At 69.9% G+C, this 26,388-nt stretch carries 23 protein-coding genes and 1 pseudogene; 16 read left to right on the top strand and 8 right to left on the bottom strand.

Going from position 1 to position 26,388, the window contains the following annotated elements:
- Positions 1-12 precede the first annotated feature (12 nt).
- Both EHW97_RS04210 and EHW97_RS04205 read right to left on the bottom strand, forming a co-directional pair.
- The gene (locus EHW97_RS04210; RefSeq protein WP_124235923.1) at positions 13-1,635 is read right to left on the bottom strand and encodes a flavin-containing monooxygenase; all 1,623 of its coding nucleotides are present in this window, start codon (positions 1,633-1,635) and stop codon (positions 13-15) included.
- 71 nt (positions 1,636-1,706) lie between these two features.
- Positions 1,707-2,129 (bottom strand): universal stress protein, encoded by a 423-nt coding sequence (locus EHW97_RS04205; protein ID WP_124235922.1) that lies wholly within the window; start codon positions 2,127-2,129, stop codon positions 1,707-1,709.
- 73 nt (positions 2,130-2,202) lie between these two features.
- Here EHW97_RS04205 and EHW97_RS04200 point away from each other — a divergent pair, with 73 nt between their 5' ends.
- Together EHW97_RS04200 and EHW97_RS04195 are read left to right on the top strand one after the other, a co-directional pair.
- Positions 2,203-3,855 (top strand): FAD-dependent oxidoreductase, encoded by a 1,653-nt coding sequence (locus EHW97_RS04200; RefSeq protein WP_124235921.1) that lies wholly within the window; start codon positions 2,203-2,205, stop codon positions 3,853-3,855.
- Positions 3,848-4,627 (top strand): SDR family NAD(P)-dependent oxidoreductase, encoded by a 780-nt coding sequence (locus tag EHW97_RS04195; RefSeq protein WP_124235920.1) that lies wholly within the window; start codon positions 3,848-3,850, stop codon positions 4,625-4,627. The genes EHW97_RS04200 and EHW97_RS04195 overlap by 8 nt, the downstream gene beginning before the upstream one ends.
- Here the strand turns inward: EHW97_RS04195 and EHW97_RS04190 are convergent.
- Positions 4,618-5,220, bottom strand: coding sequence for a TetR/AcrR family transcriptional regulator (locus EHW97_RS04190; protein WP_208001875.1), 603 nt, complete (start codon positions 5,218-5,220; stop codon positions 4,618-4,620). The two genes, EHW97_RS04195 and EHW97_RS04190, sit on opposite strands and share 10 nt — an antisense overlap.
- Positions 5,221-5,281: 61 nt before the next feature.
- Here EHW97_RS04190 and EHW97_RS04185 point away from each other — a divergent pair, with 61 nt between their 5' ends.
- The 11 genes from EHW97_RS04185 (at position 5,282) to EHW97_RS04135 (ending at position 18,123) form a co-directional block, all read left to right on the top strand.
- Entirely contained in the window at positions 5,282-7,336 is a 2,055-nt protein-coding gene (locus EHW97_RS04185) for an acyl-CoA dehydrogenase family protein (protein WP_124235918.1), read from the top strand.
- 85 nt (positions 7,337-7,421) lie between these two features.
- Complete coding sequence (locus EHW97_RS04180; RefSeq protein WP_124235917.1) at positions 7,422-8,252, top strand: SDR family NAD(P)-dependent oxidoreductase; 831 nt, start codon at positions 7,422-7,424, stop codon at positions 8,250-8,252.
- Positions 8,253-8,269: 17 nt separating this feature from the next.
- Entirely contained in the window at positions 8,270-9,079 is an 810-nt protein-coding gene (locus tag EHW97_RS04175) for an SDR family NAD(P)-dependent oxidoreductase (protein ID WP_124235916.1), read from the top strand.
- Positions 9,080-9,095: 16 nt separating this feature from the next.
- Positions 9,096-10,073: a 2-phospho-L-lactate transferase gene (gene cofD, locus EHW97_RS04170; protein WP_124235915.1), complete on the top strand. Its 978-nt coding sequence runs from the start codon at positions 9,096-9,098 to the stop codon at positions 10,071-10,073.
- 1 nt (position 10,074) lies between these two features.
- The gene (gene cofE, locus EHW97_RS04165) at positions 10,075-10,998 is read left to right on the top strand and encodes a coenzyme F420-0:L-glutamate ligase (RefSeq protein ID WP_124235914.1); all 924 of its coding nucleotides are present in this window, start codon (positions 10,075-10,077) and stop codon (positions 10,996-10,998) included.
- A gap of 82 nt (positions 10,999-11,080) precedes the next feature.
- Positions 11,081-11,743 carry an NADPH-dependent F420 reductase gene (gene npdG / locus EHW97_RS04160; RefSeq protein WP_124235913.1) on the top strand — a complete coding sequence of 221 codons (663 nt, stop codon included), beginning with the start codon at positions 11,081-11,083 and terminating at the stop codon, positions 11,741-11,743.
- Positions 11,744-11,756: 13 nt separating this feature from the next.
- Positions 11,757-14,255: a bifunctional FO biosynthesis protein CofGH gene (locus EHW97_RS04155; protein WP_124235912.1), complete on the top strand. Its 2,499-nt coding sequence runs from the start codon at positions 11,757-11,759 to the stop codon at positions 14,253-14,255.
- On the top strand, positions 14,252-14,890 hold the full coding sequence (gene cofC, locus EHW97_RS04150; RefSeq protein ID WP_124235911.1) for a 2-phospho-L-lactate guanylyltransferase: 639 nt from the start codon (positions 14,252-14,254) through the stop codon (positions 14,888-14,890). The genes EHW97_RS04155 and cofC overlap by 4 nt, the downstream gene beginning before the upstream one ends.
- 67 nt (positions 14,891-14,957) lie before the next feature.
- Positions 14,958-15,557 (top strand): recombination mediator RecR, encoded by a 600-nt coding sequence (recR, locus tag EHW97_RS04145; protein ID WP_124235910.1) that lies wholly within the window; start codon positions 14,958-14,960, stop codon positions 15,555-15,557.
- 227 nt (positions 15,558-15,784) lie between these two features.
- Complete coding sequence (locus tag EHW97_RS04140) at positions 15,785-17,089, top strand: aspartate kinase (protein WP_124235909.1); 1,305 nt, start codon at positions 15,785-15,787, stop codon at positions 17,087-17,089.
- Positions 17,086-18,123, top strand: coding sequence for an aspartate-semialdehyde dehydrogenase (locus EHW97_RS04135; RefSeq protein WP_124235908.1), 1,038 nt, complete (start codon positions 17,086-17,088; stop codon positions 18,121-18,123). The genes EHW97_RS04140 and EHW97_RS04135 overlap by 4 nt, the downstream gene beginning before the upstream one ends.
- A 25-nt stretch (positions 18,124-18,148) precedes the next feature.
- Here EHW97_RS04135 and EHW97_RS04130 read toward each other — a convergent pair whose 3' ends face one another.
- The gene (locus EHW97_RS04130) at positions 18,149-20,098 is read right to left on the bottom strand and encodes an acetoacetate--CoA ligase (RefSeq protein WP_124235907.1); all 1,950 of its coding nucleotides are present in this window, start codon (positions 20,096-20,098) and stop codon (positions 18,149-18,151) included.
- Positions 20,095-20,769 carry a hypothetical protein gene (locus EHW97_RS04125; protein WP_124235906.1) on the bottom strand — a complete coding sequence of 225 codons (675 nt, stop codon included), beginning with the start codon at positions 20,767-20,769 and terminating at the stop codon, positions 20,095-20,097. The genes EHW97_RS04130 and EHW97_RS04125 overlap by 4 nt, the downstream gene beginning before the upstream one ends.
- 128 nt (positions 20,770-20,897) lie before the next feature.
- On the opposite strand from EHW97_RS04125, the pseudogene EHW97_RS15690 reads away from it, so the two are divergent.
- Positions 20,898-21,272, top strand: a pseudogene (locus tag EHW97_RS15690) (class I SAM-dependent methyltransferase); the annotation flags it as partial.
- Positions 21,273-21,558: 286 nt separating this feature from the next.
- Here EHW97_RS15690 and EHW97_RS15685 read toward each other — a convergent pair.
- The 3 genes from EHW97_RS15685 to EHW97_RS04105 are packed head-to-tail and all read right to left on the bottom strand — an operon-like array spanning position 21,559 to position 24,502.
- A complete protein-coding gene (locus EHW97_RS15685; protein WP_124235905.1) occupies positions 21,559-22,188 on the bottom strand; it encodes a DAK2 domain-containing protein in 630 nt (209 codons plus the stop codon).
- Positions 22,185-23,174 (bottom strand): dihydroxyacetone kinase subunit DhaK, encoded by a 990-nt coding sequence (locus tag EHW97_RS04110; protein ID WP_124235904.1) that lies wholly within the window; start codon positions 23,172-23,174, stop codon positions 22,185-22,187. The genes EHW97_RS15685 and EHW97_RS04110 overlap by 4 nt, the downstream gene beginning before the upstream one ends.
- The gene (locus EHW97_RS04105; RefSeq protein ID WP_124235903.1) at positions 23,171-24,502 is read right to left on the bottom strand and encodes an MFS transporter; all 1,332 of its coding nucleotides are present in this window, start codon (positions 24,500-24,502) and stop codon (positions 23,171-23,173) included. The genes EHW97_RS04110 and EHW97_RS04105 overlap by 4 nt, the downstream gene beginning before the upstream one ends.
- 114 nt (positions 24,503-24,616) lie before the next feature.
- Between EHW97_RS04105 and EHW97_RS04100 the strand changes: the two genes are divergently transcribed.
- Together EHW97_RS04100 and EHW97_RS04095 are read left to right on the top strand one after the other, a co-directional pair.
- Positions 24,617-25,510: a dihydrodipicolinate synthase family protein gene (locus tag EHW97_RS04100; protein ID WP_124235902.1), complete on the top strand. Its 894-nt coding sequence runs from the start codon at positions 24,617-24,619 to the stop codon at positions 25,508-25,510.
- Between the two features lie 20 nt (positions 25,511-25,530).
- Positions 25,531-26,220 carry a GntR family transcriptional regulator gene (locus tag EHW97_RS04095; RefSeq protein ID WP_124235901.1) on the top strand — a complete coding sequence of 230 codons (690 nt, stop codon included), beginning with the start codon at positions 25,531-25,533 and terminating at the stop codon, positions 26,218-26,220.
- The last annotated feature ends 168 nt before the right edge of the window (positions 26,221-26,388 follow it).

Raw genomic sequence — 26,388 nt, 5'->3', positions numbered from 1 at the left:
GAACTCCTTGTGTCAGGTCGTGGCGAAGCCGGGATAGCCGCGGCTCGCGATGTCGGCACAGACGGCGCGGTAGTGTCCGACGCCGCCGAGGTAGAGCGCGAACACCCGTGGTTTGCCGGGGACGTTGGCCCCGACGTACCAGCTGTTGCCCTTCATGAACAGCGTGGGCTCGGCGGTCTCGAACACGTGGCGCGTCCAGTCGTCCTGGGCCTCCTCGGTCACCTCCGAGCGCTCGTGACCGTGCTCGCGGAGCCAGCCGATGTGGTCGGTGATCCACTCGACGTGCTGCTCGATCGAGATCAGGACGTTGCTGATCACCGAGGGGCTGCCCGCGCCGGCGACGAAGTAGAGGTTCGGGAAGCGATGCGTCCCGATGCCCAGATAGGTGCGGGGACCGTCCTTCCATGCCTCGGGGAGCGTCAGGCCCCCGACGCCGGTGATGTTCGCGGCGAACAGCGCGCCGGTGAGGGCGTCGAATCCGGTGGCGAAGACGAGCGTGTCCAGCTCGACGAGGCGCCCGCTGCGCAGCCGGACGCCCTCGGGCACGATGCGCTCGATCGGATCGGAGGCGACGTCGACGAGCGTGACGTTCTCGCGGTTGTACGTCGTGTAGTAGTCGATCTCGAGGACCAGGCGCTTGGAGCCGAAGGGGTAGCCCCGCGGGCACAGCAGCTCCGCGGTCTGCGGGTCGTGCACGATGCCGCGGATCTTCTCGCGGACCAGCTCGCCCACCCGTTCGGCGGCCTCCTCGCTGGTGCGCAGATCGGTGTAGGCGGCGAGGATGTCCGGGCCCCCGCGTTCCCAGTACTCGTCGAAGGCCTCCCGCAGCTCCTCCTCGCTCACCTCGAGCGCGGAGCGGGTCCCGATCGCGCGGTGGGTCCCGCCGGGATGGTGGCGTGCCGCCTCGCGGTACTCCTCGAACCGGCTCTTGAGATCCTCGGCGTACTCCTGGTCGAGCGGGTGGTTCTTGGCGGGCACCACGAAGTGCGCCGTGCGCTGGAGCACCGTGAGGTGGTCGGCCTGCTTCGCGAGCTGGGGGATGACCTGGACGCCGGACGAGCCGGTGCCGATGACGGCGACCCGCTGGCCGGAGACGTCGACGCCGTCGTGCGGCCAGGCGCCGGTGTGCAGCGTCCGCCCGGCGAAGTCGTCGATGCCGGGGATGTCGGGAAGCTGGGGGACGGCGAGCTGGCCGGTGGCCATGATCACGTGGGCGGCGGTGACGCGATCCCCGTGGTCGGTCGTGACGTGCCAGCGGTTCGTCTCGTCGTTCCACGTCACGCCGTTCACGCGGGTGCCGAAGGTGAAGTTCGCCCGCAGGTCGAACTTGTCGGCGACGAAGTTGATGTAGCGCAGGATCTCGGGCTGGGCCGGATAGCGCTCGGTCCAGTCCCACTCACGGACCAGGTCGCTGGAGAAGGAGTAGCAGTAGTCGACGCTCTCGATGTCGCACCGCGCGCCGGGGTAGCGGTTCCAGTACCAGACCCCGCCGACGTCGTCACCGGCGTCGATCCCGTGGACGCGGAACCCGAGCTCGCGGAGCCGGTACACGCTGTACAGTCCCGAGAAACCCGCGCCGACGACGAGCACGTCGAGCTCGCCGGGCACCGGATTGCGGTGCGAAGTGGTCGCCATCCCTAGCCTCCTCAAACGATGAATATGAATAATACGGATCTAGGCGTGTGACAGCAACCACACGGGGGACATCATCGCGACGTGTGGGCGATGTAGACGTCGCAGGGGGCGTGGTGGGCCACCGCGGTGGCGATGCTCCCCATCACGCGGGCGACCGACGACTGGACGCGGCGGTTGCCCACGACGATGAGGTCCGCACCGAGCCGCTCGGCCTCGCTCACCAGGGCGTCGGCGGGCCGGCCCGTGACCACCGCGGAGGTGACCTGCGGAGCGACCGAGCGCAGGGTCTCGGCCGTCTGTGCGGCGAGGTCCTCGGCATCGCCGGCGACGTCGACCTGGACGTGGTGCTGGGCGTCCTCGTAGTCGAGGGAGTCGCGGGTGACCGCGGTGATGACGTGCAGACGTGCCTCGAGCGCTCGGGCGAGAGCGGCGGCGGTCCGGGCCGCGCTCAGGGCGGTGCTGCTGCCGTCGACGCCGACGATGATCAGGTCCATGGGTTCCTCCTCGGGGAATCTATGACTATCGTATACACCGAATCCCCCACAGGTGTGAGGAAGGTCTCATCGGATGCCCTACGTCATCACGCGCAGTTGCTGCAACGACGCCTCGTGCGTGCCGGTCTGCCCGGTCAACTGCATCCATCCGACGCCCGACGAGCCGGACTACCGCACCGCGGAGATGCTCTACATCGACCCGGACGTCTGCGTCGAGTGCGGCGCCTGCATGGACGTCTGCCCCGTGTCGGCGATCGCCCCCGACTACGAGCTGCCCGAGTCGATGGAGCGGTACGAGCAGATCAACGCCCGCTACTACCTCGACCCCGAGCATGCCGACTACCCGCAGACGCCCAACGCGCCGCGTCACCGCGAGTGGGACGGAACGTGGGAAGGGCCGCTGCGCGTCGCCGTCGTGGGGTCCGGCCCCTCCGCCTGCTACGTGGCCGAGGAACTGCTCGGGACCCGAGGGTTGGACGTCCAGGTCGACATGTTCGAACGGCTGCCGGTGCCCTTCGGCCTGGTGCGCTACGGCGTCGCTCCGGACCACCAGGACACCAAGGTCGTCGCCGACAGTTTCGCCTCGCTGTTCCGGCGATCGGGATTCCGGATCTTCCTCAACGTCGAGGTCGGACGTGATGTCACGTTCGATCAGCTCCAGGAGCGCTATCACGCGGTGGTGTTCGCGGTCGGTGCCACGCGCGACCGCCGCCTCGGCGTCGAGGGTGAGGAGCTCCCGGGCAGCCACGCGGCCACCGAGTTCGTCGGCTGGTACAACGGCCACCCCGACCACGCCGACCGGACGTTCGACCTCAGCGGCGAGCGGGCCGTCATCGTGGGCAACGGCAACGTCGCGCTCGACGTCGCGCGCGTGCTGACCGCGGACGTGGCCGTCCTGGAGCAGTCCGACATCGCCGACCACGCGCTCGAGGCGTTGCGGTCCTCCCGGATCCGCGAGGTGGTCGTGGTGGGCCGGCGCGGACCCGCCGAGGCCGCCTACACCACGCCCGAACTGCTCGGCCTGCTCGCCACGCGAGGCGTCCACGTGCGCGTGGAGGGCGCCGATCCGGCGGCGATCTCGGCGGCCGACGACATCGCCCGGCTCAAGGTCGAGGTGCTGGGAGAGGCGGCGGCCAGCGAGCCCCGGCCCGGCGACCGCACGATCACGCTGCGTTTCCTGGCCTCCCCGACCGCCGTCCTGGGCGAGGACCGGGTGACGGGCGTCCGCCTGGCGGTCAACGAGCTCGTCGACGAAGCGGGGCGGATGGCGGCGAGGCCGACAGGGGTCACCGAGGAGCTCGGTTGCGATCTTCTCCTGCGCTCGGTCGGCTACTACGGCGAGCCCATCCCCGGGTTGCCGTTCGACAGCGACCGTGGCGTGGTGCCCAACAGTGAGGGCAAGGTCGTCGACCCCGAGGGATCGTGGTCCGGGCGGGCCTATGTGGCCGGCTGGATCAAGCGCGGGCCCTCCGGCGTCATCGGCACCAACAAGCTGTGCGCGCAGGAGACGGTCACGGCGCTGCTGCGCGACGTACGCGACGGCGTCGTCGGGCCGGAGCTGGCGGAGAGCGCCGACATCGCCGAGATCCTGCCCGAGCACCTCGACGCCGCGGCCTGGAAGCGGATCGACCGCCACGAGCGGGCGGCGGGGCGCCCGGCCGGACGGCCGCGGGTCAAGCAGGTCCGGGTCGACGATCTCATAGCGGTCGGCCGCAACGATGGCTGAACCGCCCCAGATCGCCGTCGTCACCGGCGGCGCTCGGGGCATCGGCGCCGCGATCGCCGGCACGGTCGTACGCGACGGCGGCCGTGTCCTGGTCGCCGACCTCGACGAGGAGGCCGGGCGCGCGCTCGAGGGTCGGCTGGGGTCGTCGGCGCGGTTCCTGCGCGCCGACGTGACTGCCGAGCAGGACGTCCGAGCCGTGTTCGCCCACGCCGAGCGTGAACTGGGTCCGGTGGACGCGGTGTACGCCAACGCCGGGGCGGTCGGGGTCACCGGCACCCTGGTGGAGACCGCGGTGGAGGACTTCCGCTCCACCCTGGACCTGCTCGTGGGCAGCGTCTTCGTGACCTTCAAGCACGCCGTGGCGACGATGCGCGACCGTGGCCGCGGGGCGATGGTCGCCACCGCCTCGGTGGCCAGCCTCCGTGGCGGCCTCGGTCCGCACGCCTACACCGCTGCGAAGCACGCCGTGAAGGGTCTCGTGGAGTCCGTCGCGGTCGAGGTCGCCCCGTACGGTCTCACCGTCAACGCGGTCGCTCCCGGCGGGACCGTCAGCTCGCTCTCGGCGGGCCTCATCGGCACGAGTCCGGACGATCTGCGGACGGCCTATGAGCAGCTGGCCGCACGCTCGTCCTCGGGCGTCCCGACGACGAGCGAGGACGTGGCGGAGGCGGCGTATTTCCTGTCCCGGGCCCGGAGGGTCAACGGGGCGACGCTCGTCGTCGACGGCGGCGACGCGGTGCTCGGGACCGCCGGGAGGGCGTACTACTCCTGAGCCCGGCGGGGCGCTGAGCGCCCGAGCACGAAGTCGACCAGCGCCCGCGCATGCCTGCGGTTGTCCGTGGGCCGGTCCGCCGGCGCGGCGACCGGATGGAGCATCGCCGCCCCGCACAGGGTGTCGAGCATCAGGGCGATGGGGGCGCCGCCGTCGATCTCGCCGCGTTCGACGCCGCGCCGCACGATCGCGCGGGTCGCACGGATCTGATCGGCACGGACGCGCTGCCAATAGCCCCGCACCGTCTCGATGACCTCCGACTCCACGACGATCCGCCGCGCGGCGGTTCCGCGCACGCCGTCGGAATACACGTCGAGCAGGAGCAGGGCGAGCTGTTCGAGATCGCCGCGCAGGGAACCGGTGTCGATCTCGGCGATGGGGGCGAAGACCCCGGCTATCGCCTCGGTCAACAGCGACTCCTTGTCGGCCCAGCGCAGGTAGATGGACGCCTTGCCCACCCCGGCGGCGCGGGCGACGGCGTCGATGCTGAACCCTGCCCATCCCTGCCGAGCGAACACCTCGACCGCTGCCGCCGCGATGCGGCCGCCGACGGCGGGATTCCGTGGACGTCCGGGGGACTTGCGCGCGTTCACGTCAGGCACTGTAGCCGGGCGGGTTCGGATTTCGGACGCCCATCGTCCACTATATGCTTTTATGTACGACAACCGATCAGGAAATGAGGAGCTGCGCGCCTTCACGCGCAGTGTCACGGGAGCGCTCGCAGATCTGTGGCCCGACGCGACCAGCGCGGGGGAGCCGCGCTGGTCCGCACTCCACGCTCTCGCCGTCGAACAGGGCTGGTTCGAGCTCGGCGAGGCAGGAGCCGCCGAGCACCTCGTGGCCCTCGCTCGCCTGCTGGGGGAGCGGGCCTGCCCCCTCCTCGTCGAGGACGCGTACGTCGCGTCCCGCCTCCTTCCCGAACTCGCCGGCGATCTGGCGAGCGGCCGTCGCCGCGTCGCGTTGTGTCGGGGGTCGCAGAGCCGGCCGCTCGTGCCGGCCGGCGCGGGGCTGACCGACGTGCTGATCGTCGACATGACCGCCGGCCGGGTCACCCTGGCGCCCGTCCGTGACATCGAGGAGGTCCCGGGTCTGCCCGAGCCGGCCTGGTCCCGGGTCAGCGTCGGCGAGCCGGTCGGCCAGGCCGTCGACCCGGCGATGCTGGAGGAAGCGCTCTCCCTCGTGCGGCTGACGTCCGCGGCGCGGCTCACCGGAGCGGTGGAGCGCGCTCACCGGCTGTCCGTCGCGCACGCGACCATGCGCCGGCAGTTCGGCCGGCCGATCGGCGCGTTCGGTGCGGTGCAGCAGCGGGTCGCGGCCAGTCACATCGACGTCACCGCCCAGAGCGCGCTGATCGACGAGGCGGTCCAGTCCCTCGCGTCCGGGGAACCCCTCATGGCCTGCGCGCTGGCAGCGCGGCATGCCCGGGACCGCTCGGCCGCGGTGCTCGCCGGCGCGCAGCACACCCTCGGGGCCATCGGGTACTTCGATGAGCACGAGGTGGCGTGGCTGTTCCGGTTCGTCCATGCCGAGCTCACCTGGCTGCGCGAGATCGAACGCGCGCTGCCCGAGGCCGTGCGGCTCGAGCGGATGCTGCTGGCTCACGAGCGCCCCCTGCCGCGGTTGAGCCTCGGCGCGCAGGCCGAGGCGCTGCGCGCGGAGATCCGGTCGCTGCTCGACGACCACCGCGACGGCGACGGCTTCGACGTCGAGGGACTCCGCGCCGCGGCGGCCGATGCCGGCGTCTTCGCGCTGGCCTGGCCGCGAGAGTACGGCGGACGGGGAGCGAGCTTGGAGGAGCAGGTCGTCGTGAACGAGGAGATGAAGTACGCCGGCGGGCCCGTCGACCGAGCGATGAGCGCGACGATGCTCATCGGGCACTCCCTCCTGCGGCATGGGACCGACCAGCAGCGCGCCGCCTTCCTGCCGCTGCTGCGCGACGGCCGGCTCGCCTTCTGCCTCGGATACTCAGAGCCCGAGGCGGGCTCTGACCTCGCATCGCTCTCGACCCGGGCCGTGCGCGACGGGGACGACTGGGTGATCGACGGGCAGAAGCTCTGGACGACACGGGCGCACACCGCCTCGCACGTCTGGCTCGCCGTGCGGACCGATCCCGATGCGCGCCCGCGCCACGCCGGCATCACGATCTTCCTCGTGCCGATGGACACCCCGGGCATCACGGTCCACCAGCACCGGGCGCTGTCCGGAGAGATCTCCTGCACGGTCTTCTACGACGACGTCCGGGTCCCCGACTCGATGCGGGTGGGCGAGGTCGACGGCGGCTGGCGCGTCATCACCGACGCCCTCGCGGCGGAGCGGGTGCTCATGGGAGGCGTCGCCGCGACACTGCTCAGCCACTTCGACGCGCTCCTGGACCAGCTGCGCGGTGCGGCCGCGCCGGCCGCGGCCGACCTGGACCGCCTCGCCGCGCTCGCTGCCCGGCTGCAGGCCGCCCGGACGCTCGTGGTCGCCGCGACACGGGGCATGGACGGCGACGAGGCGCGTCTGCTCGGACCGGTGTCCGCGGTGCTGAGCGGCGATCTCGCGGAGGACTTCGGGCGTCTCGCCCTCGACCTGCTCGGGGTCGAGGGCCTCGCCGCCGGACGCTTCGAGGGCATGCTCCGGCTGGCCCCGATGTACGTCATCGGCGGCGGCACCAACGACGTCCAGCGCGGCATCATCGCCCGGGGGCTCGGCCTCCCGCGGGAGTGATCGGCCGCCGGCAACCCGGTCTGGTCAGCTGGCCGCTCGGTGTATATCGTGATCATGAATTAGCTAGCACCAGGAGAGGACGCGCATGCGGGGTCTGAACGGAGCCGTCGTCGTCGTGACGGGTGGGGCGGCCGGCATCGGCGCCGCGTGCGTCGAGCGCTTCCACGCCGAGGGCGCGCAGGTCGTGGTCGCCGACGTCCAGGAGGAGCTTGGGCGCGAACTGGTCGCCCGGCTCGACGGTGCAGAGTTCGTGCGCACCGACGTCGCCGACGAGACCAGCATCGCCGCGCTCGTCGACACGGTCGTCGAGCGGCACGGGCGTCTGGACGTCTTCTTCGCCAACGCCGCGGTGTTCGGCGCCGTGGGCCCGATCGCCGAGCAGCGGACCGCCGACGTGGACCTCACGATCACCGTCAACCTGCGCGGCGTCCTGCTGTGCCTGAAGCACGCCGCGCGCGTCATGCAGCCGCAGCGCAGCGGCAGCATCATCGTCACCGCCAGCCCCGGTGGCATCGTCGGCGGCGCCGGCCCGCACGTCTACAGCGCGACCAAGGCGGGGGTGATCGGGCTGGCCCGGTCGGTCGCCGCGGAGCTGCGCGACTGGGGCATCCGGGTCAACACCCTGGTTCCCGGCGCGGTGGTGTCGCAGATGACGGCCTCGGCGGTCGTCGGCGACGCGAACGCCCTCGATGCCGCGACGGAGGCCATGGCGGGCACGGCGATGCTCGATCGCGCCGGCCAGCCGGCCGACATCGCCGGTGCCGTGGCCTTCCTGGCCAGCGAGGACGCCCGCTACATGACCGGCAGCGAGGTCTTCGTCGACGCGGGCTACACCCACGCCTCCGGCTCGGCGGCCTTCGCTCGCGAGAGCTACGCCGGCCGCGGCGCCCTGCTCGAGGGCGGGCGCAGCTCGTGACGACAGAAAGGGAACGGATGCTCACCGACAAGTTGATCCTCGTCACCGGGGCGGCCCAGGGCATGGGCCGGGAGATCGCGCTGGAGGCGGCGCGGCAGGGTGCGGCGCACGTGGGCATCGCCGACCGCGACGCCGAGGGCCTGCGCAGCCTCGCCGGCGAGCTCGCCGCGATCGGCGCCGAGGTCACCGAGCTCGAGGTCGACCTCGCCCACGGCGACCGCGTGACGGCCATGGTCGACGATTTCGCCGCCGCCGCGGGCGGCCTGGACACGCTGGTCAACAACGCGGGCGTGCTCGACCACGTGTTCACGCCGGCGGACCAGGTCCAGGTGCACCAGCTGGACGAGGCGGTCTGGGACACCGTCATGAACATCAACCTCAAGGCCGTCTGGCTCGCCATCAAGGCGGCCACACCGCACCTCATGGCCTCCACGAACGGTCCGTCGATCGTCAACGCGGCCTCCGTGGCAGGCATGACCGGCGCCGGGATGACGGCCTACTCGGTGAGCAAGGCCGCCGTCATCCAGCTGACACGCACCGCGGCGATCGGCCTCTCGCCGCACATCCGCGTCAACGCCTTCTCACCGGGGTCCATCCGCACGCCGATGAGCCAGTCGCACCTCGACGCAGCCGAGGACAAGGTCGCGCGCGCCCGCGCCATGTACGGCAATCACCTGATCCCGCGCTTCGGCGAGGTCGACGAGATCGCCGCCGCCGTCTGCTTCCTGGCCAGTGACGCCGCGTCCTTCATCACGGGCGTGAACCTCCCGGTGGACGGCGGGACGATGGCGTGGCGAGGAGTCCGCGACGACATCACCGTCGACTGACCGTCACAATGGCGTGATGCGACGCATCGTGGTGCTCTCCGGCGGGATCGGCGGAGCCCGCTTTCTCGAAGGGGTCCGTGCCGCCTGCCCCGAGGCAGAGGTCACGGCGATCGTCAACACCGCCGATGACCTGTGGGTCTTCGGGGTGCGGGTCTGCCCGGACCTGGACTCGGTGATGTACACGCTCGGCGGAGGCATCGACCCGCAGCGGCGCTGGGGCCGCCGCGACGAGACGTGGAACGCACGCGAGGAGCTCGGGCACTACGGTGAGCCGGACTCGTGGTTCGGGCTCGGCGACCGCGACCTCGCCACGCATCTGGTCCGTTCCGCGCGGCTGCGCGCGGGCGCGACGCTCTCGCAGGTGACCGAGGAGCTGTGCCGGCGGTGGCGCCCGGGGGTGCGGCTGGTCCCGATGACCGACGACGAGGTCGAGACGCGCATCGTCGTGGAGCTCCCCGAGGGCGAGCGCGACCTGCATTTCCAGGAGTACTGGATCCGGTACCGAGCCGAGGCGCCCCTCCGCAGTCTGCGCTACGCCGGGATCGAGGCGGCGCGTCCCGCGCCCGCCGTCGCCGAGGTGCTCGCCGAGGCCGACGCCATCGTGCTCGCGCCGTCCAATCCGGTCGTCTCGCTGCGCCCCATCCTGGAGGTCCCGGGCCTGCGCGACCTCGTGCGCTCGTCGGCGGCCCCGGTCGTCGGCGTCTCGCCGATCATCGCCGGGGGTCATGTCCGGGGCATGGCCGACCAGTTGCTGGGCGGGCTGGGCCTGGAGGTCTCCGCCGCGGCCGTCGCGGAGTATCACGGCGCGCGCGAGGGCGAGGGCGTCCTCGACGGCTGGCTCGTCGACCCGGCCGATCGCGACGCAGTCGACCGGCTCCACGCCCAGGGGATCACCGCGCGTGCCGTGCCGCTCTACATGAACGACGACGCCACCACCCGCCAGCTGGCCGCCGACGCCGTCGGTCTCGCGGACGCGCTGGTGCGGAGGCGCTGACGTGGAGATCTTCGCCGTCGACGGCATCGGCGAGGTCGGCGCGGGGGACGACGTCGCCGCCGTCGTGACCCGGCACGCGGAGCTGCGTGCGGGCGACGTCCTCGTCGTCACCAGCAAGATCGTCGCCAAGGCAGCCGGTCTGGTGACGCGCCGGCCGCGGGACGAGGTCATCGCCGAGGAGACCGACCGGGTGGTCGCGCGCCGCGGCCCCACCGCGATCGTCAGGACGTGGCACGGGCTCACGATGGCCGCCGCCGGTGTCGACGCTTCCAACGTGGCGTCCGGCTCGGTCGTGCCGTTGCCGCGCGATCCCGACGCCGAGGCCCGCGAGCTGCGCGCTCGGATCCGTGCCGCCACCGGCTTGGCCGTCGCCGTGATCATCGCCGACACGGCGGGCCGCGCCTGGCGGGTCGGGCAGACCGACATGGCGATCGGCTGCGCCGGGATACTGCCCGTCCAGACGTTCGCGGGGCAGACGGACGCTCACGGCAACCCGCTGGTGGTCACGGCGCCGGCGGTCGCCGACGAGGTCGCCGGCGCGGCGGAGCTCGTCTCGGGCAAGCTGGGCGGCCGGCCGGTCGTCATCGTCCGAGGACTCGACCCTGCCCTGCTGCTCGCCGACGACGGGCCCGGGGCCGCAGTCCTCGTGCGTGCCGAAGGCCAGGACCTCTTCGGGCTCGGCGCCCGTGAAGCCGTGCGCGCCGCGGCGGTGCGGGGGTCGCGGCGGGGCTTCCTCGACCCGACCGACGACTGGGCCGTTGTGGACGACCTCATCGCCGCCGCGGAGGTGGCTGCTCGCCGTGAAGGCGGCCGTGTGACGATCGATGCGCGCGAGGATCCCGTCGCCGCGGGAGCGCTCATGGAGCGGCTGCGGGCCGTGGCATTCGCCGAGGGGCTGGAGCTCGCGGTCGACGTCCGTCGGTGAGTGGGCGGTGGTTCTTTCGCTCGGGTGTGGACTGTGACACACTAGATGAGCCAGATGATTATCACAGATTGGCGGGAGACCTATGCAGCAGCGCATTGCCGTGATCGGTGGGACCGGTCCTCAGGGGCGGGGCTTGGCGTATCGTTTCGCGCTCGCCGGGCATGACGTGACGGTGGGTTCGCGTGATGAGGTGCGGGCGAAGGAGAAGGCGGCTGAGATCGCGGAGCGGGCGGGGGCCTCTGTGGCGGGGGCGGGTAACGCGGCGGCTGCGGCCGAGGCGGACGTCGTGTTGTTGGCGGTGCCGTGGGACGGTCATGCCGAGCTGGTGGGTTCGCTGGCGGGTGAGTTGGCGGGCAAGGTGGTGATCAGTTGTGTCAATCCGCTGGGGTTCGATGAACGGGGCCCGTATGGGTTGACGTTGCAGGAGTCGGCGGCTGAGGAGGCGCAGCGGCTGGTTCCGGAGGCTCGGGTGGTGGGCGCGTTCCATCATGTGGCGGCGTTGTCGTTGTGGAAGACGGCTGAGCCGTTGACTCATGAGGACGTCCTGGTGTGTGGTGATGATGCCGAGGCGACGTCGTTGGTGCAGGATCTGGCCGTGTCGGTGACCGGTCGTCGTGGGATCGATGCGGGTGCGTTGCGGCTGGCGCGTCAGCTGGAGCCGTTGACGGCGGTGCTGATCAGCATGAACAAGCGGTACAAGACTCGTTCGGGTGTGGCGATCACGGGCATCCCGGCCGATCGCTGATGAGGAGGACGCGATGCCCAACGACCGGCAGATCGCGCGGGCGGTCGCGCGTGCCGAGGCCGCCCGGACGCTCGACTCCGAGGAGATCGCGGCGTTGTTCGCTGCGCGGGGGGCGGCGCTGGAGCGGCTGATGGCGGCGGCGCGCCGGGTGCGTGAGGCAGGGCTGCGTGAGGCCGGGCTGGCGGGTGTGGTGACGTATTCGCGCAAGGTGTTCATCCCGTTGACCCGGCTCTGCCGCGATCGTTGTCACTACTGCACGTTCGTGACGTCGCCGGCGGTGCTGGAGGCGCGGGGCGAGTCGCCGTATCTGTCGGCCGACGAGGTGCTGCAGATCGCGCGTCGGGGAGCGGAACAAGGGTGTAAGGAGGCCCTATTCACCCTCGGGGACCGGCCGGAGGACCGCTGGCCGCAGGCGCGGCGGTGGCTGGAGGAGGCCGGGTACGACTCGACACTGGAGTACCTGCGGGCGATGGCGGTTCTGGTGCTGGAGGAGACCGGTCTGCTGCCGCATCTGAACCCTGGGGTGATGAGCTGGAGCGAGATGAACCGGCTCAAGCCGGTGGCGCCGTCGATGGGCATGATGCTGGAGACGACGAGCACACGGCTGCTGGAGAAGGGGCAGCCACATTACCGCAGTCCCGATAAAGATCCCGGGGTGCGTCTGCGTGTGCTGGAGGACGCGGGCCGTCTGTCCGTGCCGTTCACGACCGGTCTGCTGATCGGGATCGGCGAGACGCTGCAGGAGCGGGCAGACGCCGTGCTCCACCTTCGTCGAATTCACCGTGAGCACGGGTCGGTGCAAGAGGTGATCGTGCAGAACTTCCGCGCCAAGCCCGATACCGCCATGCGCCACAGCGACGACCTTCCGCTTGAGGAGTATCTGGCCGCGATCGCCGCCTGTCGGGTGGTGCTCGGGCCGGCGGTTCGGCTGCAGGCGCCGCCGAACCTGGTGGAGCTCGACGAATGCCGTTCGCTGCTGGACGCGGGCATCGACGATTTCGGCGGCATCAGCCCGCTGACGCCCGATCACGTCAATCCCGAGCGTCCGTGGCCGCAGATCGACCGGCTCGCGCGTGTGTGCGAGCAGGAGGGCTTCGAGCTCCGGGAGCGGTTGACGGTTCACCCGCCGTATCTGCGCGGGCCGTGGCTGGATCCGCGGGTGCGCAGTCATGTCGAAGCGCTGGCCGGTCCCGATGGCCTGGCCGACCCGGAGGCGCGCGCGATCGGGCGGCCGTGGCAGGAGCCGGACGGCGGCTGGCAGAGCAAGGGTCGCGTCGATCTGCACACCGGTATCGACCGCGAAGGCCGCTCAGCGGACCGGCGCGGCGACTTCGACGTCGTCTACGGTGACTGGGCGGCGCTGCGTGAGCAGGTTCGCTCCTCGCCGCATCTGGCCGGGCAGTGGCTCGGCTCCACCGATGTGGCGGCGGCCTTGCGGTCGGCTGAACGTGCTCCCGCCGAGCTGACCGAGGCCCAGGCGTTGACGTTGATGACTGCGGAGGAAGGACCCGCGCTCGACGCCGTGTGCGCCCTCGCGAACGACTTGCGGCGCGAGGCAGTGGGTGACGTGGTCACCTACGTGGTCAACCGGAACATCAACTTCACCAATGTCTGCTACACCGGCTGCCGGTTCTGTGCGTTCGCCCAACGCGCCACCGACGCCGACGCCTACACCCTCTCCCTCGACGAGATCGCCGCCCGCGCCGTCGAGGCCGTCGAGGTCGGAGCCACTGAGGTCTGCCTGCAAGGTGGCATCGACCCGGCGATGCCCGCCAGCGCCTACGAGCAGATCGCTCGCACGGTCAAGGCCGCGGCCCCGTCCCTGCACGTGCATGCGTTCAGTCCAATGGAGGTCATGAACGGCGTCGCCCGCACCGGACTGAGCATCCGCGAGTTCCTCGTGTCGATTCGAGAGGCTGGGGTCGATTCGCTGCCTGGCACCGCCGCGGAGATCCTCGACGATGAGGTTCGTTGGGTCCTGACGAAGGGCAAGCTTCCCGCCGCTCAGTGGATCGAGGTCGTTACGACCGCACACGACATCGGGCTGCCGACGACCGCGACGATGATGTACGGGCACGTGGACCACCCGCGGCATTGGGTGGCGCATCTACGAACGCTCGCCGACATCCAGCGCCGCACTCGTGGCTTCACCGAGTTCGTCCCGCTGCCCTTCGTCCACCAGTCCAGCCCCATCTACCTTGCGGGCGTCGCGCGCCCTGGCCCCACGGTCCGTGACAACCGCGCCGTTCACGCAATGTCGCGCATCATGCTTCATGGCCTCATCGACAACATCCAGTGCTCCTGGGTCAAGCTCGGTCCACCACTGTGCGCGCAGGTGCTCGACGGTGGCGTCAACGACCTCGGTGGCACCCTGATGGAAGAGACCATTAGCCGCATGGCCGGCTCCACCAACGGCTCGCGTAAGTCCATCGCGGAGCTGGAGCAGATGGCAACACTCGCCGGTCGTCCCGCGGTGCAGCGGACCACCACGTACGAGCGGGTGCCGGCTTGACGGCGGGCTACACAGCCATTGTTCCGGTCAAGCGCTACCGCCGGGCGAAGTCACGGCTCGCGCTGCCCTCGCAGCAGCGCGAGGGTCTTGCCCAAGCATTCGCCCTTCACGTCGTGACTGCTGCGCTCGATGCGGAACAGGTCGCTGCTGTGGTGCTCGTGGGTGAGGGCAGCGCTGTCGCCAGAAGCGCGGATGTGATCGTCATCCCGGATCCGGGGTCGCTGCCGGGCGCGGTGGAAGCGGGCCGGCGCTGGGCGCTCGACCGCCGACCGCACGCTCCAGTCGCCGTGGTTCCCGCCGACTTGCCGGCGCTCACGTCTCGCCGTCTCGACACCGCCCTCGCCGCTGCTCGCGGACACCAAGCTGCTTTCTGGGCCGACCATCAGGGCTCCGGCACGACGCTGCTGACGGCTAGTGGTCCCGGCAAACTGGTGGCTGCCTACGGCGGAGCCTCCGCAGCGCGTCATCGCGAACTCGGCGCGATAGCGATGCCGGGCGCGTGGCCCGGTGTCCGGGACGATGTCGACACCCTCGACGATCTCGAGCGCGTCGGCGAGTTGGGGGTCGGACCCGGCGTCGCGAGGCTGATCGCCACGCAGGGTATCGCTCCTGCTGCGCGCTTTCTCCCCGCCTAGTCAGCCGCGTGCCGCAGGACCCCGCGCGTTGCGGTGTGTGCTGGAGCCGACCGACTAGGCTGGACAGGTGTACGAGAGCGTGATCCAGGACCTCATCGAGGAGCTCGGCCAGCTTCCGGGCATCGGTCCGAAGAGCGCTCAGCGCATCGCGTTCCATCTGCTCGACGCCGACCCCGAGGACGTCAAGCGTCTGGCCGCCACCCTCGTCGACGCCAAGACCAAGGTCCACTTCTGCGTCGTGTGCGGCAACGTGACGGTCGAGACAGAATGCCGCATCTGCGCCGATCCGCGGCGTGACCCTGCCGTGCTGTGCGTGGTCGAGGAGAGCAAGGACGTCATCGCGATCGAGCGCACGCGGGAGTTCCGCGGTCGCTATCACGTGCTCGGCGGGGCGATCAGCCCTCTCGCCGGCATCGGTCCCGATCAGTTGCGCATCAAGGAACTGCTCGGCCGGCTCCAGGACGGCACCGTCACCGAGGTCATCATCGCGACCGACCCGAACCTCGAGGGCGAGGCGACCGCCACCTACCTTATGCGCATGCTGATGCCGCTCGGCATCCGCGTCACCAAACTCGCCAGCGGCCTGCCCGTCGGCGGCGACCTCGAGTACGCCGACGAGGTCACCCTCGGCCGCGCCTTCGAGCACCGCACGTCCGTCGGTCAGTGAGCGGCGCGGATTACCAGGTTACGTAGTTTTTCCCTCACGTCACCGGGTGAATTCGCCGGGTGGAGTGACAAAGAACCTACGTAACCTGGTAATCCGCGCGCAGCCCGACGCGCCGTCGGCGCCCATCTCGCGGGAGGGGAGCGGACGTCGAGGGATGAGTGCGTAGACTAAGCGATGGCGCAGCGTGGCGTTCATGTTCCCGTCCTCACTAGAATCAGGAACCCTCCATGGGCATTGTCGTGCAGAAGTACGGCGGCTCGTCCGTGGCTGACGCCACGAGCATCAAGCGAGTCGCCCAACGCATCGTGGCGACCAAGAAGGCCGGTCACGACGTCGTCGTGGTCGTCTCCGCGATGGGTGACACCACCGACGAGCTGATCGATCTCGCCAACGAGGTCTCCCCGCTCCCTCCGGGCCGTGAGCTCGACATGCTCCTCACCGCAGGTGAGCGCATCTCGATGGCGCTGCTGGCCATGGCGATCGGCAACCTCGGCCAGGAGGCGCGATCGTTCACCGGCTCCCAGGCCGGCGTCATCACCGACGACGCGCACGGCCGCGCCAAGATCATCGACGTCACGCCCGGCCGTCTGCAGGACGCGCTCACCGAGGGCGCGATCGTCATCGTGGCCGGTTTCCAGGGCGTCTCGCAGACCACCAAGGACATCACGACCCTCGGCCGCGGTGGCTCGGACACCACGGCCGTCGCGCTCGCCGCCGCGCTCAAGGCCGACGTCTGCGAGATCTACACCGACGTCGACGGCATCTTCACCGCGGACCCGCGCATCGAGCCCCGGGCGAGTCGCATCCCCGCGCTCTCGTACGAGGAGACGCTGGAGATGGCGGCCAACGGCGCGAAGATCCTCCACCTGCGATGCGTCGAGTACGCACGCCGCAACGACATGCCCATTCACGTGCGCTCCTCGTTCTCCGAGAAGCAGGGCACGTGGGTCGTGGCCGCCGACCAGGTCGCGCGCTACCTCGACAACGAATCCACGGAAGGTGACACCGCCATGGAGCAAGCCATCATCTCCGGCGTCGCCCACGACCGCAGCGAAGCCAAGATCACCGTCGTCGGTGTCCCCGACCGGGTCGGCGAGGCCGCGGCGATCCTGCGCGCGCTCGGCGACGCCCAGATCAACATCGACATGATCGTGCAGAACGTGTCGGCGGCCGCCACGGCGCTGACCGACATCTCCTTCACGCTCCCGCGCGCCGACGGCCAGACCGCCATGACGGCGCTGGCGCGGCTCAAGGACCAGGTGGGCTTCGAGCGCCTGCAGTACGACGACGGCGTCGGCAAGGTGTCGATCATCGGCGCCGGCATGCGCTCGCAGCCGGGGATCACCGCGACGTTCTTCGAGGCGCTGGCCGCGGCCGGCGTCAACATCCAGATGATCTCGACCTCGGAGATCCGCATCTCGGTGACCGTGGCGGAGAGCCACGTCGATGCCGCCGTCCGCGCGGCGCACGAGGCCTTCGGACTGGGCACCGATGAGGTCGAGGCCGTCGTGTACGGAGGGACCGGACGATGACTCTCTCACTGGGTGTGGTCGGTGCGACCGGACAGGTCGGCACCGTCATGCGCAAGCTGCTGGAGGAGCGCGACTTCCCGGCTGATTCGGTGCGCTTCTTCGCGTCGAGCCGTTCCGCCGGCACCACGCTGCCGTGGAAGGGCGAGGACATCGTCGTCGAGGACGCGGAGATCGCCGACCCGAGCGGTCTCGACATCGCCCTGTTCTCCGCCGGTGCGACGATGAGCCGCGTCCAAGCGCCGCGATTCGCCGAGGCCGGCGTCACCGTCATCGACAACTCGTCCGCATGGCGCAAGGACCCGGCCATTCCGCTCGTCGTCAGCGAGGTCAATCCGCACGACATCCCCGTCGGTGACGGACCCGCCGGTCGTGGCATCATCGCCAATCCGAACTGCACCACCATGGCCGCGATGCCGGTGCTCAAGCCGTTGCATGAGGAGGCCGATCTCGTCCGTCTCGTCGTGAGCTCCTACCAGGCGGTCTCCGGTTCTGGTCTCGCCGGCGTCGAAGAACTGCACGAGCAGGCCAAGGCGGTCGTCGACAAGGCCGACGCGCTGACGCACGACGGTCAGGCCGTGAGCTTCCCCGAGCCGAACAAGTACGTCGCGCCGATCGCGTTCAACGTGCTTCCCATGGCCGGTTCAGTGGTCGATGACGGTTCCAACGAGACCGACGAGGAGCAGAAGCTCCGCAACGAGAGCCGCAAGATCCTCGGCATCCCCGACCTGCGCGTCGCGGGCACCTGCGTGCGGGTTCCGGTGTTCACCGGCCACTCGCTGTCGATCCACGCCGAGTTCGCGCGCGACCTGACGGCGGCGCGGGCCACGGAGTTGCTCGCTGCGGCGCCCGGCGTGACGCTCACCGACGTCCCGACGCCTCTGGCGGCCGCCGGAGGCAACGAGAGCCTCGTGGGCCGCATCCGTCAGGACCGCTCGGTCGAGGGCGACCGTGGCCTCGTGCTGTTCGTGAGCGGCGACAACCTCCGCAAGGGTGCCGCGCTCAACACGATCCAGATCGCCGAACTGCTCGTGTGAGCGAGTTGCCACCCCAAGGAGGGTGTCAACTGCCGTACGCGGTGTAGTCCTCGAGGACCTCGGGGTTCTGGAGGGCTCCGCGTGCGGCGGCGTCGTCGATCGGCGTGCCGCGCAGGATCTTCTTGACGGGCACCTCGAGCTTCTTGCCCGACAGCGTCCGCGGAGCGCCGCGGACCTGGTGGATCTCGTCGGGCACGTGCCGCGGCGACAGCCGCGACCGCAGCTCGCCGCGGATGCGCTGGCAGAGGTCGTCGTCGAGCTCGGCGCCGTCCGCGGTCGCGACGAACAGCAGGAGCCGCCCCGCCCCGCCCTCATCGTCCTCGAGGTGCACGACGAGGCTGTCGGCGACCTCCGGCAGTGACTCCACGACGCTGTAGAACTCCGAGGTGCCCAGCCGGACTCCGCCACGGTTGAGCGTCGCGTCGCTGCGTCCGGTGATGACGCAGCTGCCGTAGTCGGTGATGCGGATCCAGTCGCCGTGGCGCCACATTCCGGGGATGTCCTCGAAGTAGGCGGCCCGGTAACGGCTGCCGTCGGGGTCCCCCCAGAAGCCGACGGGCATCGACGGCATCGGGCGGGTGACGACGAGCTCGCCGAGCTGGTCGCGCACCGGGCGGCCCTCGGGGTCGACGGAATCGACCGCACAGCCGAGGCACCGGCACGAGATCTCGCCTGCGTACACCGGGACGATCGGCGCCGACCCCACGAATGCGGCGCACACGTCCGTGCCGCCCGAGACCGAACACATCTGCACGGCCGGCCCGAACTCCTCGGCGGCCCACCAGAATCCCTCGGCCGGTAACGGAGCGCCGGTGGAGCCGATGGCGCGTAGCGCCGAGAGGTCCGCGAGCTGCCGCGGATGGATGTCCGCCTTGCGGCACTGCAGCAGGAACGGCGCGCTGGTACCGAAGTAGGTCACGCCCAGCTCGCCGGCCATGCGCCACAGCGCGCCGAGGTCCGGACTTGCCGGATCGCCGTCGACCATGACGATCGCCGAGCCCGTGGCGAGACCCGAGACGAGGAAGTTCCACATCATCCAGCCGGTGGTGGAGAACCAGAAGAACCGGTCGCCGGGACCGAGGTCGCAGTGCAGCGCGAGTGCTTTGAGGTGCTCGATCGTGATGCCGCCGTGGCCGTGGACGATCGGCTTGGGCAGGCCGGTGGTGCCCGATGAGAACAGGATGTACAGCGGGGCTGCGAAGGGGAGCCGGCTGAACTCGAGCTGAGCGGACTTTGCGGTGAAGTCGGCCCACGTCACAGCGCCGTCGGGCGCGGAGGCGTCCGCGTCGAGGTAGGGCAGCCAGACGGTCGTGCGGACGCTCGGTAGGGCGGCGCGGATCGCCTCGACCTCGCTGTGACGGTCGATCGGCTTGGTGCCGTAGCGGTAACCGTCGACGACGAGGAGGAGGGTCGGCTCGATCTGCTGCCACCGGTCGACCACGCTCTGCGTGCCGAACTCGGGTGCGCACGAGGTGAAGACCGCTCCGAGGCTCGCGCTCGCCAGCATCAGGATCAGCGTCTCGGGCACGTTCGGTGCGTAGGCGGCCACGCGGTCGCCCTCGCTCACGCCGGCGCGCACGAGCCCCGCTCGCGCTCGGGCTACCTGGTCGCGGAGCTCGGCGGCCGTCAGTGCCACGTCCTCGCGGCTCTGGGATCGGCCGAACACGACGATGTCGTCGTCTGCGCGGCCGGGCAGGCGCAGCATCGTCTCCGCGTAATTGACGCGCACGTGCGGGAACCAGACCGCCCCGGGCATGGCGTCGTGGGCGAGGGCGAGGGTCGGGTCGCCGTCCGAGGGCACGTCGAAGTAGCGCCAGAGTGCCGACCAGAAGGCGTCCGGCTCGTCCACAGACCACTGCCAGAGGCTGTCGTAGTCCGTGACATCGGCCGCGGATTCCTCCGCCAGCCACCGCATGAAGTCCTCCATCCGGCTCGATCCGTCAAGCGGTGGTGACCAGAGGACGGGAGCGGTCATGCGTCGTCTCCTTGGCGTTCGGCGAGGTCGAGAACACGGTCGGCGGCGAGGAAGGCGAGCGCTCCCAGCGCCGGAAGAATGAGAAACGCCCACGCGGTCGCCGCCGGGCGGAGGAAGAGTGCGAGGACCAGCACCGTCACGACGACGGCGCCGAGTGAAGCCACCGTCCAGGCGCGGGGGGAACCGAGTCGGCGCAGGCAGAAGGCGGCCGCGCTCACCACCAACACTGAGAGGAGGGCGACCGCTGCGAAGCCCGCGGCCCCGGCTCCTCCCGACACCCCTCGGACCGCGGCGACGATCGCCGTGGCGACGGCACCGAGTGCCGCCATGAGCACGCCGGCACCGGCGCCGACCACGGTGGCTGCCAGCCAGCTCTCCCACTGCGGCCAGTGCAGGTGGCGCAGTTCGGCGACCGTGAGTTCCGCGACTAGGCGAGCGCCGGCCGATGCCTTGCGCCCGGCGGTGGCGGCGCGATCAGCGAGCGTGCGCTGGGGAGCTGCGGGTGGCGTGGGCTCGGTGTCACGCGGTCGGCGGCGAGGCCGACGAACCCGCGGGATCGTGGCGACGGGACGGCGCTCGTCCGCCGGCGCGGATTCCGGGGTCTTCGTCTGGGGTGCGACCCGCCGGATCACGACCTTCTTGACACGTCGCGGGGACTCCGGCTCCTCCATGGCAGCAGTGTGGCACAGCTCTCATGACGACTCGCGCGCGCGAGGGAGCGCGCGGAAGCGCACAGGAAAAAGTTGCTGATGCAGCAAGATGATGTGCGGTTCGGCAGACACGTCGGGATGCTAGGCGGATGGGTGAGTTCGATGCGACGTACTGGCAAGAACACTGGCGGGACGCGGAACGACGAGGCGACCACCGGGTGCCGCCACATCCCGCGCTGATCACCGCAGCCGCAGAGCGTTCACCGGGCACGGCCCTCGACGCAGGCAGCGGTGAAGGCACCGAAGCGCTGTGGCTCGCCGCGCAGGGCTGGCGCGTCACAGCGGTGGACATCTCCGCCGTGGCGCTCGCGCGCGCCGCGGCGGGGGAGGTCTCCGGCGCCGAGATTCCCGCTGTCCGCCGGGTCGAAGCCGACCTCACCACCTGGGAACCAGCGCAGACCTTCGATCTGGTGACGACGCACTACGCGCATCCCCAGATTCCGCAGCTCGACTTCTACGAGCGGATCAGCCGCTGGGTCGCGCCGGGCGGCACGCTGCTGATCGTCGGACACCTCGCGTCCCCGAACCACCAGCACCACCACCCGAGCGCCGCCACCGCCGACGCCGACGGCATCACGGCGCGGCTTGCGGGCACCGCCTGGGAGCTGGTCAGAGCCGAGGAAGGGCCGCGGAACGTGACGGCACCGAACGGCCGCACCGTCAACCCGTCATCGAACCCTGACGGTGCCATTAATCGGCATCTTCGTCCCGGTTTTCACCCCTACTTCACCCCGGCACAGGCGAGGGCGCTCAACGCAGCGGCGACGCGGGGCGGGGAAGCAGTGCCGTCACGGCGGCCCCGGCCGCCTCCGGCGCGATGTCCTCATGCGCGATCGACCAGAGCAGGATCGCGATGCCCACGGCTCCGGGGTCCGGCACGCCGAGGGCCCTCGCGCCGACGTAACTCGACCGGCCGCGCCGCGCGGTGAATGCGGCAGTATCCAAGGCGGCACGTAGCGCCACATCCGCGACGGCGCTCGGTGCGATATCCGCCTTCGCCGCCTCAGCTGCGGGAACGAGGGCATCCAGCAGGGTGCGGTCGCCGCGTTGGGCTTCGCCGACACGCTGGATCGCCGCCGCACCGGCTTCGAGGCCCGTGGACAGCCAGCGGGGATCGCCCGATGCGCGTGCCTTGGCCAGCTCGTTGAACAGCAGACCCAGTAGCGGCCCGCTCGTTCCGCCGACCTCGTCGAGGAACACCTGTGCGGTCACCGCGAAGGGATCCTCGTGAGGTCGCGCGTCGATCTGCCGGACCGCGCGCTGCAATCCCTCACACAGATTGTCGCCGAAGTCCCCGTCGCCGCTGAGCTGGTCGTACTCGGTCAAGATGACGTGTGCGCCGAGGGCGGCTGCCGTGGCTCGCTGGATCGCGTGGGTCATCGTGGCCTCCTCGGCCAGCCGGGGGCGTCGGCCTCGGCTCGCCAGTAGTGCAACTGGTCTGACGTCATTGCGCTCGTGGTCAGGGAGAATCCGCTCATGTCGAGCGCGGGGACGAAGGTCCCCACGAGAACATCCAGGAGCCGGACGCGGCGCGACCCGAGGTGCTCCGCGGCCAGCTCGGCGATCGTCAGTAGTTCCAGCTGCGTGGTGGCACCGAGGCCATTGACGAGGAGGACAACGCCGCGCTGCTCCTCGTGGCGCTGGAGAAGGTCGTCGAGCATGCGTCCGACGAGGACATCGAGCGGGGGGCGAGGGATGGTCTCGGCGGCGCGCTCACCATGAATGCCCACCCCGTACTCGAGCTCGTCATCGGCCAGCGTGAAGGCGGGCCCGCCGCTGAGCGTCGTCTGTGCGCGGCGCGCCACCGCGACGCTGCGTGACCGCCTGGCCACGTCGGCACCGACCTCGACGAGATCGTCGAGGCCATGGCCTTCGTCGGCCGCCGCGCCGAGGACCTTCTCGACGATGACGGTGCCGGCGGTGCCTCGCCGGCCGGTCGCTGTCTGGGCGTTCTCGGTGGCGATGTCGTCGTCGACGAGGACTCGCTGGACGGCGATCCCTTCGTCCCGCAACCGTTCCGCCGCGATGCCGAAGTTGATGCGGTCGCCCGTGTAGTTCTTCACGATGTGGAGGACACCCTCGGGTCCGGCAACGCGACGGCTTGCTTCGAGAACCTGGCGATTGTGAGGAGAGGCGAAGATCCGGCCGGGAACTGCTGCGTCGAGCAACCCTCGTCCGACCATGCCCACGTGGAGTGGTTCGTGGCCGGAACCGCCGCCAGAGACGAGGCCGACGCGACGGTTGGGATGGCGGTCGTTCGTCGTCGCGTACGTCGGATCCGCGTGAAGTGACACCTGCGGATGAACGCGAGCGAAGCCCCGTAGCGCGAGGTCCACCCCGTCGTCAGTGAGGAACAGTGAGCTCATGAGTTCCGAACCTCCTCGACCACGGTCCGCGAGGAGTACTGCGCCTCGCCCGATCGGAGCCGGGAGGCGGCGAGGGCCGAGACGATCGCCACCGTGAAGCAGTAGATGGGAAGCAGGTGCCAGCTACCGTGACCGGCGGCCAGCAAGCTGGTGCCGATCATCGGCGAAAGGCCGCCACCGAGTGTCGCACCCACCTGCTGCGTGAGCGAGAGCCCCGTGTAGCGGACGTTCACCGGGTAGAGGTTGGCGAACAGTGCTCCCTGGGCTCCGTACATCGCCGCGTGACCGACGCCCAACCCGAGCGCCATCCCGAGCGTGTACGCCCAGAAGTTCCCGGTCTGCATCAGCAGGAAGAACGGGATGGCGAGGACGAGTTGGAAGATGGCACCGCCCGCGTAGACCTTGCGCCGTCCGATGCGGTCGGAGAGATGCCCGAAGAGCGGGAGAGTGAAGCACTCGATGAAGCAGGCGATGAGCACCGCGGTGAGGACCGGGCCGCGAGGCAGGTCGAGCTCGACCGTCACGTAGGTGATGGCGACGACATAGTAGATGTTGAAGAGGCCGCTCTCGGCGAGCTTCGCGAGCACCGAGAGAAGAACCGTCGCGGACTGCCGGGTGACGACCTCGCGGACCGGCAGACTCTGCACCTCTCGGTCAGCGCGCATCTTGACGAACTCGGGGCTCTCCGTCACGCGCAGACGGATGTACACGCCGACGCCGATGAGCAGGATGCTGAGGAGGAACGGGATGCGCCAGGCCCAATTCTCGTAGGCGTCTGCCGGGAGTACCAGGTCGAGCGCGGCGATCAACGCCACGGGAAGCAGCACGCCTGCCGGGGTGCCCACGTGGACGATCGAGGTGAACAGGCCCTGCCGTTCGCGAGGGCTGTATTCGAGGGCCATGAGTACGCCGCCCCCGTACTCGCCGCCCATGCCCAACCCTTGGATCACCCGGATGAGGACGAGGAGCAGCGGTGCCCAGATGCCGATCTGGTCGTAGGAGGGCAGCAGGCCGATCGCGAAGGTGCCGATCCCCATCATCAGCATCGTGATGATCAAAACGTTCTTGCGGCCGAGCTTGTCACCGTAGTGACCGAAGATCAGGCCGCCGAGGGGGCGGGCGAGGTAGCCCACAAAGTACGTTGCGAACGCGGCGAGAGTGCCGACCAGGGGTGAGGCGTCGGGAAAGAAGATGCGGTCGAAGACGAGCGCCGCCGTCGTCGCGTACAACGTGAAATCGTAGTACTCGACGGTCGTGCCGAGAGCGCTGGCGGTCACCACCCGCCTCAACGGGGTCTTCTTCGCGCTCTCTACTGCTTGCTGGGACATAGTGCTCCTTGGAACGTCGCGACACTTCGCGGTCGATCAACGACGTGCTAATATCTGATGCATCAGACATTACATGCTCGTTGTGATGCGGGCAACAGTGGCACGGAGGGCTCTATGAAGCACGTTGAACTCGGCGGAATGATCTCGACGGTCGTGACGCCGTTCGACGCCGATGACCAGGTCGACCTCGAGTTGCTCAGGGCGGAGGTGAAGTACCTCCTGGAGCAGGGTGTCACCGCGATCTGTGCTTGTGGCAGTACCGGAGAGGGGCAGACGCTGTCCCTCGAAGAGAGCGTCGCCATCTGCGAAGTCGTCGTGGATGAAGTGGCAGGTCGTGTCCCCGTGATCGGCGGGGTCATCCAGAATTCCACGGCGCAGGCGAAGCGGTACTCCCTCGCTCTCAAGGAAGCGGGCGTGGATGTTCTCCAGGTGACTCCGGTCCACTACGTCTTCGCGCCCTCGAAGGAGGAGAACGTCGCGCACTACCGGGAGATCGGAGAAGCGACTGACCTTCCCATCATCCTCTACAACGTGGTCCCGTGGGCGCTCTTGTCGATCGAGACGATCGAAGCGCTCGCCGAGGTGCCCCAGGTCATCTCCGTCAAGCAGTCAGGTGGCGACATCCACCTGCTCGCCGATCTGCTGCACCGGGTGCGGGACCGGTTCACCATCCTCGCCGCTTTGGACGATCTGCACTACCCGGCCTTCGTCATGGGCGCCCACGGGGCCCTGGCCGCCATCCCGACGGTGACGCCGCGCCTGAGTGTGGAGCTGTGGGAAGCTGTTCGGTCGGGCGACCACGCGACGGCTCTCGAGCTTCATGAGCGGATCCTCACGGTGTGGCGCGCCATCGACAGGCCGAACCTCCCGGCGCAGATCAAGGCGGCCCTTGAGCTGCAAGGCCGCCGGGGAGGCTTGCCGCGTCGTCCCTTCGCACCGGCCACCGCGGAAGACAAGGAACGCATCCGCGCGGCGATGGTCACGGCTAATCTGATCGATGACATCTGATGCACTGAGTGAGGAGCGTGATGTCGAACGATCTGGGCGTCGCAGGCCGGCCGGTGCTGGCTGCGTCGATCGCCGACCAGTTGCACGACGTCTTGCGACACCGCATCACGACGGGCGTCATGGCTCCGGGCTCGCGGATCGACTCTGGAGCCATCGCCGCTGAGTTCGGTGTCTCCAAGACGCCGATCCGTGACGCCCTGATCAAACTCGAGCATGAGCGACTCGTCGAGACTCGGCCCCGGTCGGGCAGCTTCGTGGTCCGCCCGACGCGCCAGGACGTCCATGAGGTCTGCCAGCTCCGCAAAGGCCTTGAGTGGCTGGCGACGGGAATCGCGGCGCAGAAGATGTCAACGGCGCAGATCGCCGATCTGCGGGCCCAGGCGGTCGCGGCTCTCGAGGCAGCGGAAGCCGGTGATTTCGAGCCGTTCTTCGAGAGCGACACCCGGCTTCACCGGGAGATCATCGAGTTCACCGGCAACTCGCGTCTGATCGCATCGCGATCATCGGTCGAACCGTTCGTGTACTGGCTTCGAGTTCTCGGCGCGACAGGGGCGAATCGCATCGCGGGTTCGACTGCCCGCCATCTGAAGATCCTCGATGCCATGGCAGAGCGTGACGTGGCCGCTGCCCAGTCGCATGCGGCCACGCACCTGGACGAAATCGAGGAGTGGACGCTCGACGACATGTCGTCGCGACTCATCGCCACCTGACGGCCGGCCTGTTCCGTCGCTCGACACAGAAGACCCCCGAACCAGAGGTTCGGGGGTCTTCTGTGTCGATCTTCTGAGAGTCGGGGTGACAGTGTGCTGGTTCAGGACATCTGCAAGGCATGTCTCACGTCATCTGCAAGACCGCTCGTTGATGCTCGTGGGTGTCGA

Source organism: Aeromicrobium camelliae (assembly GCF_003850045.1).
In the GTDB taxonomy this organism is placed as follows: domain Bacteria; phylum Actinomycetota; class Actinomycetes; order Propionibacteriales; family Nocardioidaceae; genus Aeromicrobium; species Aeromicrobium camelliae.
Note: the sequence above shows the minus strand (reverse complement) of the source record. Positions and strands in the feature narration are given on the sequence as shown.